We start from the raw sequence: 20,248 nt of genomic DNA, 5'->3' as shown, positions 1-20,248 counted from the left end.
AAGGTAACAGTCGGGCTTTTAACTTGCCACTCCCCGCTCCTACTTCTGCACCGCCTCGATGGCCAGCTGCAGCAGCGAGGAGCGCACGCTCAGTTCAGTCAGCTTGTTGTTGCGGCGCGTGGGGTGCACGCGGTTGGTGAGCAGGATGACCACCAGGTCTTTCTCGGGCTCGACCCAGAAGTAGGTGCCCGTGAAGCCGGTGTGCCCGTAGCTGCGCTGCGAAGCGCTTTTGGCCGAGTTCACCGTGGGGTTGGCCGCCGGGCGGTCAAAGGCCAGGGCGCGGCGGTTGTCGGGGCAGAACTGGCAGCGGGTCCACTCGGTCATGACGTCTCTGCCGAACACCTGCTGGCCGCCGTAGCGCCCGCCCCAGGCGTAGGTCTGGGCGAGCTTGGCCACGTCGTTGGCATCGCCGAACAGGCCGGCGTGGCCCGAAAGGCCGCCCAGCAGGGCCGCGCCTTCGTCGTGCACGGTGCCGTGCAGCAGCTGGCGCCGGAAGGCCGAATCCACCTCCGTGGGCACGATGCGAGCCAGCGGGAAGCGGTTGGTAGGCCGGAAACCCAACGTAGTGGCGCCCAGCGGACGGTATATTTCTTTCTGCAGAAAGGCGTCAAACGTCTGCCCCGTCCGGGCCTTCACCAGCTCCGGGTACAAGATGAAGGACAGGTCCGAATACACGTAGCCGGGTTTCTCGTTCAGCGGCGACTCCCCTATCTCCTTATAGATTCGGGCTGGCAAATTCTTGCGCGCCCACAAACCCTGCGCCGCTGGCAGCGGAAACCGCGCCGACGAATCCGGCCGGAAATAGCGGCGGCGCATTTCGCCGTTTTTCTTCCGCAATTCCTGCCAAAACGGAATCCAGGCTTTGAGGCTGGCCTGGTGGGCCAGCACGTCACGCATCTTCAGGTCGGCCTTATTGGTGCCGCGCAGGAAGCCAAAGTAGTTGCCCATGGTGCTGTCGGGGCTGAATTTGCCCGCGCCCTGCAGCTTCATCAGCGCCGGCGTGGCGGCCATGAGCTTGGTCATTGAGGCCAGGTCGTAGAGGTCGTCGTTGCGCACGGGGCGCGGCACGCTCACCGCTTTAGCCGTCGCGGGCTCGTCTTTCTTTTTCTTTTTAGCCTCAACTACTGCATCACCGAAGCCCGCATACGTCTGGTTACCATAGCTTTTGCGTAGCACCACGGTGCCCCGGCGGGCAATGAGCACCTGCGCGCCCGGAAACGCCTGCGCCGCCAGGGCCCGGCCCACCAGGCTGTCGACGCGGGCTTCGAGGCGCGGGTCCATGTTTTCGTCCTCGGGGTTAGCGTAGCGCAGGCGGAAGCCCGCGGCCGTGCGCAGCCCGAAGCCACGCGGGTACCGGTCGCTCACCGTCACGGGCAGCTTGCCGGCGGCCCCGATGCCGCCAAAAATAGCCTGCGCGGCCAAGCTCTGGGCATTATCGCTCTCCTGATAGGCCATGATGACGGCCGCGGCGCGGTCCAGGTCGCGCACCTTGGCCACGGCATAGGCCGAGCCAAACACGCTGAGCACCAGCGTTTGCTTCTGGTCCACCAGCTCGCGCAGCAGCAGGTTGGTTTCGGGCGTGATGCCGAAGCTGGTGGCCGGCAGGCGGCCCAGGCTTTGCAGGCCCACCAGCACCACGTTGTAGGATTTGAGGGCGGCGCGCAGCTTTATCATTTCGTCCAGCGTGGGCGTGGCCGAGGCGTGGAAATGCGCCGCGGGAGCATAGTCGGCCACGGCCCGCTGAAACTCCGTGGTATCGCGCGGAGAGCCGCCCAGCACCAGCGTGGCAATGCGCAACGTGTCGAGGCGCTGCAGGGGCAGCAGGTTCTTCTGGTTGCGCAGCAGCGTGATGCTCAGCTCGGTAAGGCGGTGGCTGAGGTACTGCGCGTGCGGCGCGTTGAGGTCTTGGTAGAGGTTGCGGGTATCGATGGGCCGGTAGTGGTTCAGGCCGGCCCACTGCTTGAGGGCCAGCACGCGGCGGCAGTGCACGTCGATTTCCTGCTGGGTGAGGCGGCCGCTGTCCACGGCGGCGCGCACCATGCGCAGGGCCAACGGAATGTTCTTGCTGAACTCCAGAATGTCGTTGCCGGCAATGAGGGCGCGTACGTCGGCCTCGCCCGGCTCAAACATGCTGATGACGCCGCGCATGTTCATGGCATCGGTGAAAACCAGGCCTTTAAAGCCCATCTCATCGCGCAGCAGGTCGTTGATGATGGGCCGCGACAACGTGCTGGGGCCCGGCACCGTGTCCAGGGCCGGCACGTTGAGGTGGGCCACCATCACGCCGCCCAGCCCGCCGGCCATGAGGCTGCGGAAGGGCGGCAGTTCCAGCGAGTCGAGTCGGCGCCGGTCGACGCGCACCGTGGGCAGGGCCAGGTGCGAATCGGCGTCCACGTCGCCGTGGCCAGGAAAGTGCTTGGCCACGGCCAGAATGCCGGCGTCCTGCATGCCGCGCATGTATTGGCGGCCGTCGCGGGCCACGGCGGCCGGGTTTTCGCCCCAGCTCCGAAAGCCGATGACGGGGTTGGCGGGGTTGTTATTCACGTCGACCACCGGCGCGAAGTTGACGTGCATGCCCAGCCGCTTGAACTGCTGCGCCACCTCGCGGCCCATGTCATACAGCAGCGTGGTATCGGTTTCGCCGCCCAGGCTCATCTGGTACGGGAATTTCACCACGCTGTCGAGGCGCATGCCCACGCCCCATTCGCCGTCCATGGCCACCAGCAGCGGCACGCGGCTCTGGCTCTGGTAGCGGTTGAGCAGGCGCGCCTGCCGGCCCGGGCCGCCCTGAAAGAATATCAGCCCCCCGATGCCGTACTGCCTGATAAGAGTGGAAATGGAGTCTTCGTCGATGCGGCGACGGTTGGAGTAGGCGGCCACCATGAAGAGTTGGGCCGCACGCTGGTCGGGCGTGAGGGCCCGCATCAGGCTATCGACCCACGGCGAGTGCAGGTAGCGGGTGAAAGCGGGGCTTTTAGCGCCGGGCGCGGCCGCAGGCTTGCCTTTGGTTTTTTTAGCGAGCGCAGCTTTGGTTTTGGCGGCCTTGGGCTGCGGCCGGGCGGCTTGTCGGGGCTTGGCAGCGCCGGAGCGCGCTTGAGCTTGGCCCAGCAGCGGGCACGCCAACAACAGCAGGAACGGAATAAGGGTGGGAAGACGCAATGGGAAACCGGGAAGAAGCATGTGAATTGGAATTACGAAAGTACTTCCTGGCCCCGGGCCAAGTACTCGCTCCCTTGCTCATCGCCCATTGGCGTCGGACTTCGCTGTGGCGCAGTCATCCGCTCCAATCATTGCTTAGTACAAAAACCTGAAAAAGGGCATTCAGGCAAAAGGGGCTCATTTTTTCTACCAAGGCCGAGCTAATGCAGCTTTCCAAACATTAAATTTTAAAAATATTTGTGCTACAAAATGGTGCTACATTATCAACAAGGGGCTTTTTTTAAGACGCTACGTTATTTAATAAAAAAAGGCCATAAAGTGACAAGTTTTGTTCATACATTGCCACCGCAAAATCCTGCTTAAAGGGATTAAAACCCTATTTTTCCTATTTATGACAAACTTTACTTTCATCTTTTTGAGGGCTTCTGCTGCGTGGAACGGGAGTGCCGCTTTAAAGAAAGCGCTGCTGATAGTTGTGACTCTGCTTGGCGGGTCGCTCGGCGCGTCAGCCCAAACCACCTACTACTGGAGGGGCTCGGCCAGCAACAGATGGAACGATGCTGGCAACTGGAACACCCAGACTGGCGGCGGCGGCTCGACCCGCACCAACCCAGCCACCAACGACGTGCTGGTATTTGATGGCACCATCAACGCCAACTTTCCGAGTCCCCTCATCGTGACCTACGGCAACGGAGGTAACGCTGCGTTCAGCGAAACGATTGGACGGATGCGCGTCGTGAACGGAGCCAACATCGTGATTGCCGGCCCCACCAACGGCAACGACGGCAGCATCATCAACGTGGCCGGGGGCACGGCGTCGCCGAACGCCGACGACTTTTTTGTGGAGGGCGGCTCCAGCATCACGTTCGCGGCGTCGGGCCAAACCGCCAACCGTTTCCTGCACATCAAAATCGGCACGGGCAAGAAAGGCCTGGTGACGGGCAATATCGCGTTTGACTGCGGCAACGTGTCGCGCCTGCTGGCCACCGATGCAGCAGGCTTGACGTTTTCGGGCAGCGGCTCCACCACCACCGTTGCCAACCTGACGGGAAACCCCTTCGGTACAACGGGTGCCAACACGGTAGTAGGTTCCAGTGGCTCCCAACTTGCTGACTTTTCCGACGTGGTGCCGGCTGGCTCGGTGCGGTACGTCAACGGCGCCAACTTCAAACAGCGCAGCGGCATTGCCCCCTTCGGCACGGGCACCACGGCGGTCACCACCTTTGCATCGGGCACCAAGTACATTTATTACAGCGGCACGTTCTCGGACGTGGGCCAAACCTACGGCAACCTGGAATTTGCCGGCACCGTGACGACCACGGTAGCGGGCAGCCAGCGCCTGACCATTGCCAACGACCTCACCGCCACCTCGGGCACCGCCAACCTGAACGTGACGGGAACCGGCGCCACGGGCGGCGTCTTCATTGGCGGCGACCTCAAGGCATTTGGCGGCGTCCTGAATTTCGTTCCGGCCACGGCCAGCGAACTAACCGTGCTGGGCAGCGCCCTGCTGACCAGCAACGTATCCTACACGCCGACTGTTTCGGGCAACGTACTGCTCAACGACGCGGTGATTGTCACGAGTTCGGGCGCTCTTACTTTTAACGGGGCCGCCAGCAACGTGAAATTTGGCGCCAATGTGAGCAACGACGGGGCACTCAGCTTTTCGCAGGGTGCCGCCAGCACGGTGACCTTCGCCGGCACCTCAGCTCAGGCCATCCAGGGCTCGGCCTCGATGGCCTTTGGCAACAACACCCTGTTCGAAATCAACAACACGGCGGGCTTAACCGTGGGCCGGGCCTTCACCGTGCGGCGCGGCCTGGTGCTGACGGCGGGCTTGATTTACACCGACCGCGCCGCGGGCACCCTGCTTACCCTGGCCAGCGGCGCCACCGTGACCGGGGGCAGCAACGCCAGCCACGTGAGCGGCTACCTGGCCCGCCAGGCGCCAGCTACCGTGGTGGCCGGTGCGCCCCTCAGCCTGCTGTATCCGGTGGGCAAAAACAACATTTATCGTCCTTTCACGCTCAACGTCAACACGCAGAACAGCAGCAGCACGGTGAACTACATTGGCGAAATCATGGACACGGCACCGGCTCAAGTCGTGTCGGCGCCCTTGGACCACGTGTCGTTTAAGCGCTACGTGCGCCTGGCCCCCGACGTGGCGCTGGGCAGCTTTTCGGGCACCGTCACGCTGAGCTTTGCGGCGGATGACTTCGTGACCGACCCCGCTCTCGCCAGCTTTGTGATGGCCAAAAGCGACGCCCCCACCGGTCCGTGGAGCAGCATCGGACGCAGCGCCAACAGCGGCAGCGCCAGCAATGGCTCGCTCACGTCGGCCAGCTTCATTACGTTCGGCACCAACAGCAACTTCTCGCTGGCCAGCACCGTGGCTTCGGTGGGCTTCCCCGGCACCAACCCGCTGCCCGTGCAGCTGACCCGCTTTGCCGCCAGCACCAAGGGCAACGGCATTGCCCTGGACTGGGCCACGGCAATGGAGAAAAACAGCGCTTACTTTGAAGTGCAGCGCAGCACCGACAGCGAAACCTTCCGCGCCATCGAGAAAGTGCAGGCGCTGGGCACCAGCACCACCACGCACACCTACACCACGCTGGACCGCGCTCCCCTGGCCGGCCTCAACTACTACCGCCTGCGCCAGGTAGACGCCGACGGCAAGGAGTCGTACTCGTCCGTAGTGTCGGCTCGCTGGAGCGCCGTTGCGGCCGTGGAGTTGTACCCCAACCCCAGCAGCGACAAAGTATACCTGAACGGCCTGGACGGCACGGTGCGCTTCCGCGTGCTGAACGAGATGGGTAAAACGCTGATGACGGGCGAAACCACCGGCGCCGCGGGCGTGAGCGTGCAGGCCCTGCCGGCCGGCATGTACCTGCTGGAGCTCGTGACCGAAGGTGGCCGCACGGTGCAGCGCTTCGCGCGCCAGTAAGGCAGTACCACTAGTGCAAAAGCCCCTGTACCACGTGGTGCAGGGGCTTTTTGCGTAGTGGTGCCAAGGGGATTAAACGCCAAACGGTTGCCCTTTTCGGAGCGCAGCCGTAGTAAAGGGTCGGGAGGCAGTCGATTTTCCTGCTTCCGCTTCGTGCCAATGACTGTTTTTTTGACCAAGCTACGTGGCGTGGGCGTGCTGGCGCTGGCTGCGCTGGGCCTCGCGCTCAGTGCCTGCAGCGGCGGCGCGCCCCTCGAACAATCCAGCGGCGGCTCGGGCCGCTCCACGGCCGTGCAGCTCGACACCACGGCCACGCTGCCCACCGAAGCCTGCGGTCTGCTCACGGCCCGTGAGGTGAGCGAGCTGACGGGCCAAGACGTGCAGCAGCAGGCCCAGGGCGATGCCTGCCGGTTTGTGGATGCGGCCAGCCCCAACAGCCCCGAGGCGGTGGTGCTGGTGTCGTTGCGGCCCGCCTCGGCCTTTGCCATTGCCCAGGCCGGCAACAAGTATAGCCGCCGCAGCATGGTGCGGATGACGGGCCTGGGGCGCGAGGCTTACTACGACGACTACCGCGGCGACCTCTACGTGCAGCTGCCGGAACGCACCCTCGTCATCGGCATGCCGCGCCGCCTCGAAGACCGGCGCCGCGACCGCATTGCCACCGATTTGGGACGGGTGGTGCTGGCCCGGCTGGCGGCCCGCGCGCCGGGTTCGGCGGCGCAGTAGCCGGTGGTGTGCGGGGAATGGCCGGGCATCGTAGCTTGCGACAACTTTTTCCTGCATTCATGAAAAAAATTGCCCTTGCCGGCCTCATGGCCGCCGCGCTAGCCTCGGCTTGCAACCAAACCAAAACCAGCGAAACCGCCAGCAGCGGCACCGAAAACGCCGGCTCGGCCGCCGACTCGACCACGGGCTTGAACGGGCTGTTCAACGCCTACTGGGAGCAGCAGTCGCGCCTCGACCCGCTCTCGGCCACGGCCTATGGCGACAACCGCTTCAACGACCAGCTGCCCAACAACCAGACCCGCGCCTACCGCGACACGCTGCGCGCCTTTTACCAAGGCTACCTGACGAAGCTGCAGCAATTTGACCGCGATAAGCTGAGCGACAACGACAAAATCAGCTACGACATTTTTGCCTACGAGATGAACCACGGGCTGGCCAGCCTGAAGCTGAACGCGTGGATGCTGCCAGCCAACCAGTTCTACGGCCTGCCCATCACGCTGGGGCAGTTTGGCTCGGGGCAGGGCATTCAGCCGTTTAAGACGGTGAAGGACTACGACAACTGGCTGGGCCGCGTGCACGGCTTCACAGCCTGGACCGATTCGGCCATTGCCAACTTCCGGGTGGGCATGCGCACCGGCGTGGTGCTGCCCCGGGTGCTGGTGCAGCGCATGATACCGCAGCTGCAGGCGCCCGACATCGTGGTGACCGACCCGACCAAGAGCCTGTACTACGGCCCCATCGAACGGCTGCCCAAGGACTTTTCGGACGCGGACAAAACCCGTCTGACCGAGGCCTACAAAAAGGCCATCCTCACGGAGCTGGTGCCGGCCTACCAGAAGCTGGGCGCTTTCCTCCAGACGGAGTACCTGCCCAAGGCCCGCGCCACCAGCGGCATCGACGCCGTGCCCGGCGGCAAGGAAATCTACGCCTACGACGTGAAGTACGAGACGACGACCGACAAGACACCGGCCGAAATCTACCAGACCGGGCTGAGCGAAGTGGCCCGCATCCGCAAGCAGATGGAGGCCATCAAGGCCGAAGTGGGCTTTAAGGGCGACTTGCAGGCGTTTTTCAAGTACCTCAACGAAGACCCTAAATTCCGACCCTTCAAAAGGCCGGAAGAAGTGCTGGCGGCGTTTGAAAACATTCACCAGCGCATGTTGCCCAATCTGCAGAAGATGTTCGGGCGCACACCCAAAACGCCGTTTGAAATCCGCGAAACCGAGAAGTTCCGCGAAGCGTCGGCGTCGGCCGAGTACAACCAGGGCTCGCCGGACGGCTCGCGGCCGGGCATCTTCTACGTGCCCATTCCCGACGCCACCAAGTTTGCCACCACGTCGGGCATGGAGTCGCTGTTTTTGCACGAGGCCATTCCCGGGCACCACTACCAGATTTCTTTGCAGCAGGAAAACACCAGCCTGCCCAAGTTCCGCCGCTTTGGCGGCCAGAATGCCTACGTAGAGGGCTGGGCGCTGTATTGCGAGAGCCTGGGGCCGGAGCTGGGCCTGTTCAAAGACCCCTACCAGCGCATGGGAGCTCTCGGCGACGAGATGCTGCGCGCCGTGCGCCTGGTGGTGGACACCGGCCTGCACTCCCGCCAGATGACGCGCGAGCAGGCCATTGAGTACCTGCTGGCCAACCTGAGCACTACCCGCGACGAAGCCACTTCGGCCATTGAGCGTTACATGGCCATTCCCGGCCAGGCGCTGGGCTACAAAATTGGCCAGTTGAAAATTCGGGAACTGCGCGCCAAATACGAAAAGCAATTGGGCAGCAAATTCAGTCTCAGCGCCTTCCACGACGAGCTGCTGAAGGACGGCTCGATGCCGCTGGCCGTGCTCGAAACCAAAATGGATGCGTGGGCGGCGCGCGTGAAGTAAGCTTCGCCTCCCCCTTTCGAGAGCGACTCGCCGGCTTCGGCGGGTCGCTTTTTTGTTTGGCCCGGCCCCGAAAAGCCTTGGGAAGCCGGGGCTCAGCAGGTAAAAACGGCCTTCTGATGGCATTCCGACGCAATAAAGCGTACATTGCCGGCTTATTCGCGCGGTGATGGGCAAGTTGGCGTTTGTATTGCTGGGGGCCTGGCTGCTGTGGGCGCGCCCCGTGGCGGCCCAGACGCCTGCGGCCGGCCGTGCCGCCAACCCCGCCGGGGTGCTGCTGGCCAACCTCTTCAATGCCTATTGGGAAGACCGGGCCCGGCTGTTTCCGCTGCTGGCCATGGCCCAGGGCGACAACCGCTACAACGACCGCCTGCCCAACGACCAGACCCAGGCCTTCCGGCAGCAGCAGCAGCGGCTGTACCGCCGCTACCTCAACGACCTGCTCAACATTGACCGGGCCCGCCTTTCGGCCGAAGACAAGCTCAGCTACGACATCTTTCAGTACGACATGCGCACCCGCCTTGAGGGCTTGCGCCTGAACCTATGGATGCTACCGTTTGCCCAGTTCAACAGCGTGCCCAGCATGCTGGGGCAGCTGGGCGGCGGCACCGGGGCGCAGCCTTTTCGCACCGTGCGCGACTACGACAACTGGCTGGCGCGGGTGGGCCGGTTTCCGGCCTGGGCTGACTCGGCCATCGTCAACTTCCGGCTGGGCATGAAGGCGGCCGTGGTGCTGCCCCGCGTGCTGGTGCTGCGCACGGTACCTCAGCTGCAAGTCTACGTGACCACGGACGCAACCAAAAGCGTATTCTATGCCCCGGTGACGCGGTTTCCGGCCGACTTTTCGGCCGCCGACAAGGCGCGACTAACGGCGGCGTACCGCGAGGCCATCCAAACGGAGCTGGTGCCCACCTATCGCAAGCTGGCCGACTTTCTGCAAACCGAGTATCTGCCCCAGGCCCGCACCAGCGCCGGCCTGAGCGACGTGCCCGGCGGGGCCGAGCTATACCGCTACCAGGTGCACCTGATGACCACCACCGACCGCACGCCCGACGCCATCTACCAAACCGGCCTGGCCGAGGTGAAGCGCATTCGGGCCGAGATGGAGCTACTGAAGCGGCGCGTGGGCTTCCGGGGCACGCTGCCAGCGTTTTTTACTTACCTGAACACCAACCCGCGCTTCAGCCCCTACCAAACCCCCGACGAGGTACTGAATGCCTTTCGCGGTATTCAGGCGCGCCTCTCGCCCAATTTGGCCCGGGCCTTTGGCCGGGTGCCCAAGTCACCGTTTGAGATTCGGCAGACCGAAGCTTTTCGGGCCGCCACGGCGTCGGCCGAGTACAACCGGGGCACGCCCGACGGCTCGCGGCCGGGCATTTTCTACGTGCCCATCCCCGACGCCACCAAGTTTGCCACCACCTCGGGCATGGAGTCGCTGTTTTTGCACGAAGCCATTCCCGGGCACCACTACCAAATTTCCTTGCAGCAGGAAAACACCAGCCTGCCCAAGTTTCGCCGCTTTGCCTCCTACCCCGCGTTCAGCGAGGGCTGGGCGCTGTATTGCGAGAGCCTGGGGCCGGAGCTGGGCCTGTTCAAAGACCCTTACCAACGCATTGGGGCGCTGGGCGACGAGATGCACCGCGCCCTGCGCCTGGTGGTCGACGTGGGCCTGCACGCCAAGGGCTTGAGTCCGGAACAGGCCGTGGACTACCTGATGGCCAACGAGCCCATCTCGGAGCAGGAGGCCACGGCCGAAGTGGAGCGCTACCTGGCCCTGCCCGCCCAGGCCCTGACCTATAAAATAGGCGCCCTGAAGCTGCAGGAGCTGCGCGCCCGCTACCAGAAGCAGCTCGGCGAGCGGTTCGATGAGCGCGCGTTTCACGACGAGATTCTGAGCGGCGGCAGCATGCCCCTCTCGGTGCTGGAACGCCGCATGGACGCCTGGGCCGTGCGCCAGCGCTAGGCCCGCCAAACGGCGCTACCTTTCGGGTCCCAATTGTTCCGAATTCCCGCACTTTTGCTCCATTCTATGCACAAGCTTGTACCGGCCCTGTTCGCGGCCGCTTTTTTTACCTCGGCCGCTTCGGCCCAGCAGCGGCCGGTGCTCACGGCCGACGACTACGCCCGCGCCGAGCGCGCCATGAGCTACAACACCCAGGCCCTCATCGACCACAGCGCCGGCCAGCCCAACTGGCTGCCCGACGGTCGGTTCTGGTACCGCACCCTCACGGCCCAGGGCAGCGAGTTCGTCCTCGTGGACCCGGCCCGCAAAACCCGCACCGCCGCCTTCGACCAGGCCAAGCTGGCGGCGGCGCTGTCGGCGGCCAGCGGCAAAACCTACGAGGGCGGCCGCCTGCCCTTCCGCAGCATCAGCTTCTCGCCCGATGCCAAGGCCATTTCCTTCGCCGCCGCCGGCAAAAGCTGGAAATACGACGTGGTGAGCGGTAAAATCAACCCCGAAACGCCCGCAGCTACCGCCCCGGCCGCTGCCAACACGGCCAACGAAGAAGTGTCGCCCGATGGCAAGCTGGCCGCCTTCATCAAGGACTACAACCTGTGGGTGCGCGACACCAAAACCAACCAGCTCACCCAGCTCACGACGGACGGCGCCAAGGACTACGGCTATGCCACCGACAACGCCGGCTGGACGCACAGCGACAAGCCCATCCTGCGCTGGTCGCCCGATTCGCGCAAAATCGCCACCTTCCGGCAGGACCAGCGCAACGTGGGCGACATGTACCTCGTGACCACCAACGTGGGCCATCCGACGCTGAAAAGCTGGAAATACCCGCTGCCCGGCGACAAGGACATTGCCATGATTGAGCGCGTGGTCATCGAAGTCAACCCTGCCAAAGTGGTGCGCTTCCAGATGGCGCCCGACGCCCACCGCGGCACGCTCTCGGACGACATTTCGAGCAGCGGCACCTTTGATGACGTGGACTGGAGCGCCGACGGCCGCGAGCTGGCGTTTGTGTCGACCTCGCGCGACCATAAGGAGGAAAAAGTGCGCGTAGCCGATGCCGCCACCGGCGCGGTGCGCGACGTATTTCAGGAAACCGTAGCCACGCAGTACGAGTCGGGCCAGGGCGCAATAAACTGGCGCTACCTGCCCAAGAGCAAGGAGATTATCTGGTATTCGGAGCGCGACAACTGGGGCCACTTGTACCTGTATGACGCCGGCAGCGGCAAAGTCAAGAAGCAGATTACCAAGGGCAACTTCGTGGTGACGCAGCTGCTGAAAGTGGACGAGCAGAAGCGCCAAGCCTACTTTCTGGCCGATGGCCGCGAGCCCGGCAACCCTTACTTCACCCACCTCTACCGCGTGGGGCTCGACGGGAAAAACCTTACCCTGCTCACGCCCGAAGCCGGCAACCACCAGGTGATGATGGCGCCCTCGGGCCGCTACTTCGTGGATACCTACTCGCAGCCCGACAAGCCGGGCGTGACCGTACTGCGCGACGCCAACGGCAAGCTCCTCTCGACGCTGGAGAAAACCGACATTTCGCGCCTCACCGCCACTGGCTGGAAGGCCCCCACGCCCATCACGGTGAAAGCCGCTGACGGGCAGACCGACCTGTACGGCCTGATGTTCACGCCCACCAATCTCGACCAGAGCAAAAAGTACCCGATTATCAACTACATCTACCCCGGGCCGCAGGGCGGCGGTGTGGGTAGCTGGTCGTTCGTATCGGCCCGCAACGACAACCAGGCGCTGGCCGAGCTGGGCTTCGTGGTGGTGGTGATTGAGGGCAGCTGCAACCCCTTGCGCAGCAAGAGCTACCACGACAATTGCTACGGCAACATGGCCGAAAACACGCTCTCCGACCAGGTAGGCGGCATGAAGCAGCTGGCCCAGAAGTACGCCTACATCGACCTCGACCGCGCCGGCATCTGGGGGCACTCGGGGGGCGGCTACGCCACGGCGGCGGCCATGTTTCGCTACCCCGATTTCTTCAAGGTGGGCATTTCGGAATCGGGCAACCACGAAAACCGCAACTACGAAGACGACTGGGCCGAGCGCTACCTCGGCCTGCTCAAAACCAACGCCGACGGCACCACCAACTACGACAACCAGGCCAACGCCACCTTCGCCAAGAACCTGAAAGGCAAGCTGATGCTGGCCCACGGCCTGATGGACGACAACGTGCCGCCCTACAACACTTTCCTCGTTATCGAAGCCCTCACCAAGGCCAACAAGAGCTACGACCTGGTGGTGTTCCCCAACGCCCAACACGGCTACGGCGCCTACTCGCCCTACATGACGCGTCGCCGCTGGGACTATTTCGTGCAGAACCTGGCCGGCGCCGCGGCCCCGCACGATTACCAGATGCAGCCCAAGGCAGACCCGCGCAACGCCGTGCAGTAGGCGGAAGCAAGAATTAGGGAGCAGAAGAACGTCATGCCGAGCGTAGCCGAGGCATCTTGCTTGTGGTAGTAAATCAACCGATTGGGTTTACTATTGCACGCGAGATGCCTCGGCTACGCTCGGCATGACGTTCTTTTTTTCTGCCATTTAAGTATGACGCCTTCCGCCGCTGCTGCCGCCCCGCAAGTCCCTGCTGCTGATGCTGCGGCTGGGCCGGCTCGTTTCCCGCGCGCCCTGCCGTTTATCATCGGCAGCGAGGTGGCCGAACGGTTCAGCTACTACGGCATGCTCACCATCCTGCCCACGTTTCTGGTGGCGCAGTTTTTCAACCCCACGCAGCAGGCCACGCTCACGCCCGGGGCCGAGGCGCAGGCCAACGCTTTGGTACATTCCTTTGCGGCGCTGGGCTACGCCCTGCCGGTGGTGGGCGCGCTGCTGGCCGACTGGGTGCTGGGCAAGTACCGCGTCATTCTCTATCTGTCGATTCTGTACTGCGGCGGGCACGCATTGCTGGCCGCTTTTCACGACGACCTGAGTGGCTTCCGGCTGGGGCTGCTGGTGGTGGCCGTGGGCATGGGCGGCATCAAGTCGAGCGTGTCGGCCAACCTCGGCGACCAGTTCACCCAGGCCAACGCCGGGCTGCTGCCCAAGGCTTTTGGCTGGTTTCAGATGTCCATCGACGTGGGCGCGGCCCTGGCCACGGTGGTCACGCCGCTGCTCTATGCCCACTACGGCCCGGCGGTGGCCTTTGGCGTGCCGGGTTTGCTGATGGCGACGGCCGCCTTCACTTTCTGGCTGGGCCGCCGGCGCTACGTGCGCGTGCCGCCCACTGGCCTGCGCGCCGGCCTGCGCCAAACGCTGGGCCCTGGCGAGGGCCGGGCGGCCCTGCGCCGCATTGGGGCCGTGTTCATTTTCGTGCCGGTGCTCTGGATGCTGAACGAGCAAAGCTCCTCGGAATGGGTGCTACAGGCCACGCACCTCAACCGGGAGCTGTGGCCGGGCTTCCGGCCGCTGGCCGAGCAGATTCAGCTCTCGGGCATCGTGTTTGGCATTGGGCTGAACCCCCTGCTGACCTACGGCCTCTACCCGGCCCTGCAGCGGCGCGGCGTGCGCGTGACGCCGCTGCGGCGCATGGGCGCGGGCATGGTCATTGCGGCGCTGGCCGTGGTCATCATCGGCGTGGTGCAGCTGCGCGTCGATGCCGGCGCTCACCCCTCGGCGTGGTGGCAGATACTGGCCTATTGCGTGCTGGTGGGCGGCGTCATCATGGTGGCCATCACGGGCCTGGAATACGCGTACACCCACGCGCTCAAAGCTTTCAAAAGCCTCACCACCGCCCTGTGGGTGCTCACCATTGCGACCGCCAACCTTGGCCTGAGCCTGCTCAATGGCAGCATTGCGCGGGGCGGGTGGCTGGCCGGCCTGCACGGCGCCAATTTTTATTGGTTTACGGTGGGCCTCATGGCTGTGAATGTGACACTGTTTGCCTTAGTGGCGGCGCGGCTGCCCCAAAAGACTTACGTGGCCCCCGCCGCCGAGCCGCAATTGGCGGGTTGAGTTGTTACTTCCGGCCATGAAACGTCGGTTGCTGAATTGCTGGTGGCTTCTGAGCTTGTTGTGGTGGAGCGCTGGCGCCCCGGCGGCCCATGCCCAACGCCGCTTTGCGCTGGCCGACATCGGCAGGCTGGTGAACGTGGGCGACCCGCAGCTTTCGCCCGACGGCCGGCAGATTCTCATCGTCGTGTCGCGCCCCAACCTCGCCACCAATCGCAACGAGGCCGAAGTGGTGCTGGTAGACGTGGCCACCGGCCGGCAGCGCGTGCTGGTGGCCGGCCGCCCCACCGTGAAGCAGCCGCGCTGGTCGCCCACCGGCGACCGGGTGGCTTTTCTGGCCCGTACCGGCGCGGGCAAAAACGCGCACACCCAGCTTTTTGTGCTGACGCTGGCTTCGGGCGAGGTGCGGCAGCTGACCACGGCCGTGGAAAACGTGCAGCTCTACAGCTGGCGCCCCGACGGCCAGGCCCTCGCCTACTCCGCGGCCGACGCGCCTACCAACGCGGCCGAAGTCGCCCGGGGCAACGACAGTTTCGAAGTGGGCAACGGCAGTGCCACCCTCACCGCCCCGCCCGCCCCCGACCACATCTGGCTGGTGAATGCGTCCGGTGATGCGCCCGCCCGCCGCCTGACGAACGGCCCTTTGAGCCTGCCCGACGATTCTTCGGCCCCCTTCGCCTGGGCGCCCGACGGCCGCACGCTGGTGTGCGTGCTGCGCCTCAGTGCCCAAACCGGCGACCAGGAAACCAGAGTCTACACGCTGGACGTGGCCACGGGTGCGGCCCGGGAGCTGCCCGGCTCCCCGCACCGCGTCGACCTGCCGGCTTACTCGCCCGACGGCCGCTGGATTAGCTACCAGACGCCGCGCGAGGCGCCGTATTTCGAGTCGCTGGAATTTGACGTGGTGCCCGCCGCGGGTGGCCCGGTGCGGCACCTCAGCCGCTCCCTTGACCGCAACCTGCAGCGCGCCCTGTGGAGCCCCGACAGCAAAAGCCTGCTGGTGGGCGGCAACGACGCGGCCACCGTGGCCATTTGGCAGCTGGGACTGGACGGCAAGAGCCACCGGCTAAACCTCGGCGCGGTATCGCCCAACGGCAGCTATTGGGTGGAAATGGCCGTGGGCCGCCGCAACGCCCTGGCCCTGACGGCCAACGAGCCCGGCCGCCCGGCCGAGCTGTACTACCTGGCCTCGCCCGCGGCCAGCCCGCGCCGCCTCACCGATTTCAACCACGAAACCGCGGCCCTGGCCCTGGGCCGCATGGAAGCCGTGGAGTGGACCTCCGATAATCTGCGCCCCGACGGCATCCTGACCTACCCGCCCGATTTCGACCCCGCCCGCAAATATCCGCTGGTGCTGATGATGCACGGCGGGCCGTCCAACGCCTCGCGGCTGGCGTTTTATGGGCTGGGGCAGGCCGTGGCGGCGCGCGGCTACGTGGTGTTTCAACCCAACTACCGGGGCAGCGACAACCGGGGCTATGCCTTCCAGCGGGCCATTCGGGAGGATGCCGGCGCCGGGCCGGGGCGTGATGTGCTAAGCGGTATTGCCATGCTCGAAAAGCGTGGGTGGGTCGACACCAGCCGCATTGCCCTGAGTGGGGCGTCCTACGGTGGCTTTATGACGGCCTGGCTCATGGGCGAGTCGCGCCGCTGGCGCTGCGCCGTGGCCGCCTCGGCCGTGGTAGACCTGCTGGACAGCTACAACCTGAGCGACAACAACGTGGCCAACGCCGGGCACTACGGTCCCTCGCCCTGGCTGAGCGCGGAGAACCTGGAGCGCTACCGGGCGCAGTCGCCGCTGTCGCGGGCCGGGCGCTGGCACACGCCCACGCTCATTCTGCACAACGTGCACGACTTCCGGGTGCCCATTGCCAATGCCTACAAGTTTTATCACGCCCTGCAAGACAACGGCGTGCCAGTGCGCTTCGTGGCCTTCCCCATCGCCGCCCACGTGCCCGGCGACCCCGTGCGCAGCGCCGAATGGAACCGGCTGTGGGTGGACTGGCTCGACCGGTATTTGGCGCCAGACGGGGCAGCGGCACCGGCTTTCAGTAGGTAGAGGCCAGGGTGATTCTCTTAAATTGCTGCGTCAGCACTTAATCTAGGCATGAGCTTTTTCTACAACATGATGACTGGTGTGCTTACCGCATGCTTAGGCGTGGCGCTCCCGACGCTTTCAGAAGCCCAAAAGCGACCAAGCGAGGCGTCTTTGCTTGCGCCGGTGGTTACTGAACCTCTACCCTGGGTTCCATTTCAGGTCGATGAGCACTTGGCCGTGCAACTGCCCTCGCCTGCGCACGTGTTGTCGCTGCCCCCAGAAGGAACTTATCCGGCGCAAGGCTACTTTGCGCCTGCCGCCACGGGCGCTTTCATCATCGTGCGGCTCCAAATCCCAAGGGAAGCCTTGGCGGGGTTAGCGGAGCTGGGCCAGGACCGGTTTTTCACCACCATCACGCAGGGAGCACTGACCTCGATGCAAGCCACTCGCGTAAACCAGACCAGGTTTAAGGTTGGCAAATTTGAAGGCTTAAACGTTGGGTTTCGGTTGAACGCGCCCACTGGTGACGGGACGACGCAAGGCCAGCTCTGGGCCCTTCGGGTTCGGCAAAGCGTGTACTTGCTGCAGAGCCTGACCAACGATTCATCCAGCACCGCGCACGCTGCTCAACAAGCCCGATTCATTGCCTCACTGGACATAAATGACGCTCCTTACACCGCCCCTGATGTCGCCGCCATCGCCAAGTTTCGAACGGGCCGCTTCCAATACCTTGAATCGAGCCTGAAGTCCGTAACAGTGGAGCGCTCCGACACCACTCAAATCGAGGTTCACGCCGCCAAAGACCTTCGCATCGTGTATGGCGTTCGGTGGAACGCAGATGGCTACGACCTTACGCAACGCTCGTCTACTAGTAGCATTGGCCCTCAACTGCAGGGGAAAACTCTCCACGTGCGCATTACCGGCGTCGAAGGCAACGTGTATGCGTATCAGGCTACACTCTTGGGCATGGTGCTTACTGGCAAAATCCGAAAGTTGAAATAACCCTCAGACCTATTCCTTTTCCTTTCGAATTGACTTACAACCACCGCTCTATTAGTTCAATGAATCGATTCTCACCATTTTTCGTTGCGCTGGGTGCCGGCTTGCTCAGCCTTGCTGCGCCACAGACTGCTGTTGCTCAGAAAAATCCGGCTGCCAAACCAGCCGCCAAGCCCGCCAATGCCGAAAGTGCCATCCGCGAGGCCGACATCAAGCGCGACCTGTATGCGCTGGCCGGCGACCGTTTCCGGGGCCGCGAGGGCGGCACGCTCGACGAGTTGAAGGCCTCCGTGTGGCTGGCCGACCAGATTCGAGCCATTGGCCTGCAGCCGGCCGGCGACGACGGCACCTACTTCCAGTGGTTCAATATGCAGCGGACGCGCCTCAGCAAGTCTAGCACGCTGCGCATCGGCACCCACCAAATCAAGCTGAACGAAGACGGGGCAGTGACGGCCCCCACCAACGCATCCGTGAACGCGCCGCTGGTGTACGTGGGCACGGGCTCGGCTGCCGAACTGGCCAAAGTCGACGTGAAGGGCAAGGCCGTGGCCGTGCAGATTTCGGGGGCGCCCACCGACGGCATCAGCTACCGGCGCTACGTGTTTGGCAAGTTTGCCGGGCAGGCCGGCGAGTTGGTGAAGGCCGGCGCGGTGGCGGTGGTGTTCATTTCGGATGCGCCGTCACAGGCCCTGTATGACCATTGGAGCCACATTTACGAGCGGGGCCGCTACAGCCTGCCCGGCGCGGCCAGCACCCGCGTGGTGAGCACGCCGCCGGTGATATGGCTGCCCGCCAGCGCCGCCAGCTGGGCGCAGCAGGCCGGCCAGCAGCTCACGGCCGACTTGAAAGTGGAAAGCTTCCAGTACCCCTCGGTAAACATCGTGGCCAAAGTGCCCGGCACCGATGCGCAGCTGAAAAAGGAGCACGTGTTGTTCAGCACCCACCAGGACCACGACGGCGTGCGCGCCCCCATTGCCGGCGACTCCATTTACAACGGCGCCGACGATAACGCCACCGGATGCGCGGCCCTGCTGGCCATCATGCGGGCCTTCAAGCAGCAGCCCGGCCGCCGCTCGGCCTTGTTCGTGTACCACGGCGCTGAGGAGCGCGGCCTCATCGGCTCTACCTACTACGCCGCCACGCCCACGGTGCCGCAGTCGTCCATCGTGGCCGTGCTCAATGCCGAGATGATGGGCCGCAACGCGCCCGACAGCGCGGCCCTGCTGGGCTTCATCCCGCCCCACCTCAACTCCTCCGACTTGGTGAAAACCGCCCTGGCGGCCAACCAGGCGGGCCCCAAGTTCAAGCTCGACACCGAGTGGGACAAGGCCACCCACCCCGAAGGCTGGTACTTCCGCTCCGACCACCTGCCCTACGCCCGGCTGGGCATTCCGGCCGTGATGTACACCTCGGTGCTGCACGTGGACTACCACACCCCGCGCGACGAGCCCAGCCGCATCGATTACCCCAAGCTCACCCGCATGACGCAGTGGATGTACCTCACCGGCTGGGCCGTAGCCAACCGCACGGTGCCGCCCGCACGGGAACCGGGCTTCAAGCTGGAACGATAACAACGCGGTAGCACCATGGCAAAATCCGGATTTGACCGCCACCTGCTGGCTGTGCTGGCCTTCTGGCTGCTGGCCCTGACGCTACGGGCCCAATCGACCACCAAGGAAGGCTACATTCCGGTGCCGGGCGGCAAGGTGTGGTATCAGATTTTGGGCGCCGACAAGCCGGGCGTGCCCCTGCTGGTGCTGCACGGCGGGCCGGGCTCGGGCAGTGGCGCCTTTGGCAACTTCACAGCCCTGGCCGACGAGCGGCCGGTGATATTGTACGACCAGCTCGGCTGTGGCAAATCGGACCGGCCCGACAATCCCAGCCTCTGGACGCTGCCGCGCTACGTGGAGGAAGTAGACGCCGTGGTGCGCGCCCTGGGCTACCCCAAACTACATCTGTTGGGCCACTCCTGGGGCACCACGCTGGCCACGGAGTATGTGCTCACGAAAAAGCCGCCGCAGGTGGTCAGCCTCATCGAGTCGAGCCCGTGGTTGGACACCCGGCGCTGGATTGCCGATGCCCAGCGCTACGTGGCCGAACTGCCGCCGGCGCAGCGCGCAGCTTTCAAGCTCGAAAATGCCCCGGACTCGGCCAGCCAGCGCAAGTACCAGCAGGCGGTGGACTATTACTACAGCCTGCACGTGTACCGCAACAGACCAAAAGTGCTGACCTGGCAAAAAGGCGGCGGCAAGCAGGCCTACGAAACCATGTGGGGCAAAAACGAAACCACCTCCACCGGCAACATGAAGAACTATTCCCGGGTGGCTTCGCTCAAAAACCTGACGCTGCCGGTGCTTTACCTCTGCGGGCGCTACGACGAAGCCACGCCCACTTCCACGGCCTACTTCCAGCAGCGCACGCCGCACGCGCGGCTGGTGGTGCTGGAAAATGCTTCGCACACGGCCTACCGCGAGGTGCCGGAAGCGTATTTTAAGGCGGTACGGGACTTTCTGCACCACCAATGAGCCGGAAAGGGGCAGAATCCGTTAGGCTCCCCACCCTCTTTTCTTCACTTGCTGCCCTTT

The 20,248-nt window shown here is 64.3% G+C and carries 11 protein-coding genes; 10 read left to right on the top strand and 1 reads right to left on the bottom strand.

Annotated features, from left to right (window positions below; all coding sequences use genetic code 11):
• Positions 1–39: 39 nt before the first annotated feature.
• Positions 40–3,159, bottom strand: coding sequence for a glycoside hydrolase family 3 N-terminal domain-containing protein (locus MUN81_RS07820; protein WP_245116581.1), 3,120 nt, complete (start codon positions 3,157–3,159; stop codon positions 40–42).
• 475 nt (positions 3,160–3,634) lie between these two features.
• Between MUN81_RS07820 and MUN81_RS07815 the strand changes: the two genes are divergently transcribed.
• The 10 genes from MUN81_RS07815 (at position 3,635) to MUN81_RS07770 (ending at position 20,188) form a co-directional block, all read left to right on the top strand.
• Positions 3,635–6,103: a T9SS type A sorting domain-containing protein gene (locus MUN81_RS07815; RefSeq protein WP_245116579.1), complete on the top strand. Its 2,469-nt coding sequence runs from the start codon at positions 3,635–3,637 to the stop codon at positions 6,101–6,103.
• Positions 6,104–6,262: 159 nt separating this feature from the next.
• Entirely contained in the window at positions 6,263–6,829 is a 567-nt protein-coding gene (locus MUN81_RS07810; protein WP_245116577.1) for a hypothetical protein, read from the top strand.
• Between the two features lie 59 nt (positions 6,830–6,888).
• Positions 6,889–8,709 carry a DUF885 domain-containing protein gene (locus MUN81_RS07805; RefSeq protein WP_245116575.1) on the top strand — a complete coding sequence of 607 codons (1,821 nt, stop codon included), beginning with the start codon at positions 6,889–6,891 and terminating at the stop codon, positions 8,707–8,709.
• Between the two features lie 166 nt (positions 8,710–8,875).
• Positions 8,876–10,669, top strand: a complete 1,794-nt coding sequence (locus MUN81_RS07800; protein ID WP_245116572.1) for a DUF885 domain-containing protein — start codon at positions 8,876–8,878, stop codon at positions 10,667–10,669.
• Between the two features lie 66 nt (positions 10,670–10,735).
• Positions 10,736–13,072, top strand: coding sequence for a S9 family peptidase (locus tag MUN81_RS07795; protein WP_245116570.1), 2,337 nt, complete (start codon positions 10,736–10,738; stop codon positions 13,070–13,072).
• A gap of 153 nt (positions 13,073–13,225) precedes the next feature.
• Positions 13,226–14,629 (top strand): MFS transporter, encoded by a 1,404-nt coding sequence (locus MUN81_RS07790; RefSeq protein ID WP_245116568.1) that lies wholly within the window; start codon positions 13,226–13,228, stop codon positions 14,627–14,629.
• Between the two features lie 16 nt (positions 14,630–14,645).
• Positions 14,646–16,685, top strand: a complete 2,040-nt coding sequence (locus tag MUN81_RS07785; RefSeq protein WP_245116566.1) for a S9 family peptidase — start codon at positions 14,646–14,648, stop codon at positions 16,683–16,685.
• Between the two features lie 48 nt (positions 16,686–16,733).
• Positions 16,734–17,666, top strand: coding sequence for a hypothetical protein (locus tag MUN81_RS07780; protein WP_245116564.1), 933 nt, complete (start codon positions 16,734–16,736; stop codon positions 17,664–17,666).
• A gap of 59 nt (positions 17,667–17,725) precedes the next feature.
• Positions 17,726–19,234: a M28 family peptidase gene (locus MUN81_RS07775; protein WP_245116562.1), complete on the top strand. Its 1,509-nt coding sequence runs from the start codon at positions 17,726–17,728 to the stop codon at positions 19,232–19,234.
• A gap of 15 nt (positions 19,235–19,249) precedes the next feature.
• Positions 19,250–20,188 carry a proline iminopeptidase-family hydrolase gene (locus tag MUN81_RS07770; RefSeq protein WP_245116559.1) on the top strand — a complete coding sequence of 313 codons (939 nt, stop codon included), beginning with the start codon at positions 19,250–19,252 and terminating at the stop codon, positions 20,186–20,188.
• Positions 20,189–20,248: the final 60 nt, after the last annotated feature.

This window comes from Hymenobacter sp. 5317J-9 (assembly GCF_022921075.1).
GTDB lineage: Bacteria > Bacteroidota > Bacteroidia > Cytophagales > Hymenobacteraceae > Hymenobacter.
This window is presented reverse-complemented; position numbering and strand designations above follow the sequence as displayed.

Coding starts and splice junctions, on each gene's coding strand:
- MUN81_RS07810 (WP_245116577.1), top strand. CDS start 6,263: ATGACTGTTTTTTTGACCAAGCTACGTGGCGTGGGCGTGCTGGCGCTG.
- MUN81_RS07805 (WP_245116575.1), top strand. CDS start 6,889: ATGAAAAAAATTGCCCTTGCCGGCCTCATGGCCGCCGCGCTAGCCTCG.
- MUN81_RS07800 (WP_245116572.1), top strand. CDS start 8,876: ATGGGCAAGTTGGCGTTTGTATTGCTGGGGGCCTGGCTGCTGTGGGCG.
- MUN81_RS07795 (WP_245116570.1), top strand. CDS start 10,736: ATGCACAAGCTTGTACCGGCCCTGTTCGCGGCCGCTTTTTTTACCTCG.
- MUN81_RS07790 (WP_245116568.1), top strand. CDS start 13,226: ATGACGCCTTCCGCCGCTGCTGCCGCCCCGCAAGTCCCTGCTGCTGAT.
- MUN81_RS07785 (WP_245116566.1), top strand. CDS start 14,646: ATGAAACGTCGGTTGCTGAATTGCTGGTGGCTTCTGAGCTTGTTGTGG.
- MUN81_RS07780 (WP_245116564.1), top strand. CDS start 16,734: ATGAGCTTTTTCTACAACATGATGACTGGTGTGCTTACCGCATGCTTA.
- MUN81_RS07775 (WP_245116562.1), top strand. CDS start 17,726: ATGAATCGATTCTCACCATTTTTCGTTGCGCTGGGTGCCGGCTTGCTC.
- MUN81_RS07770 (WP_245116559.1), top strand. CDS start 19,250: ATGGCAAAATCCGGATTTGACCGCCACCTGCTGGCTGTGCTGGCCTTC.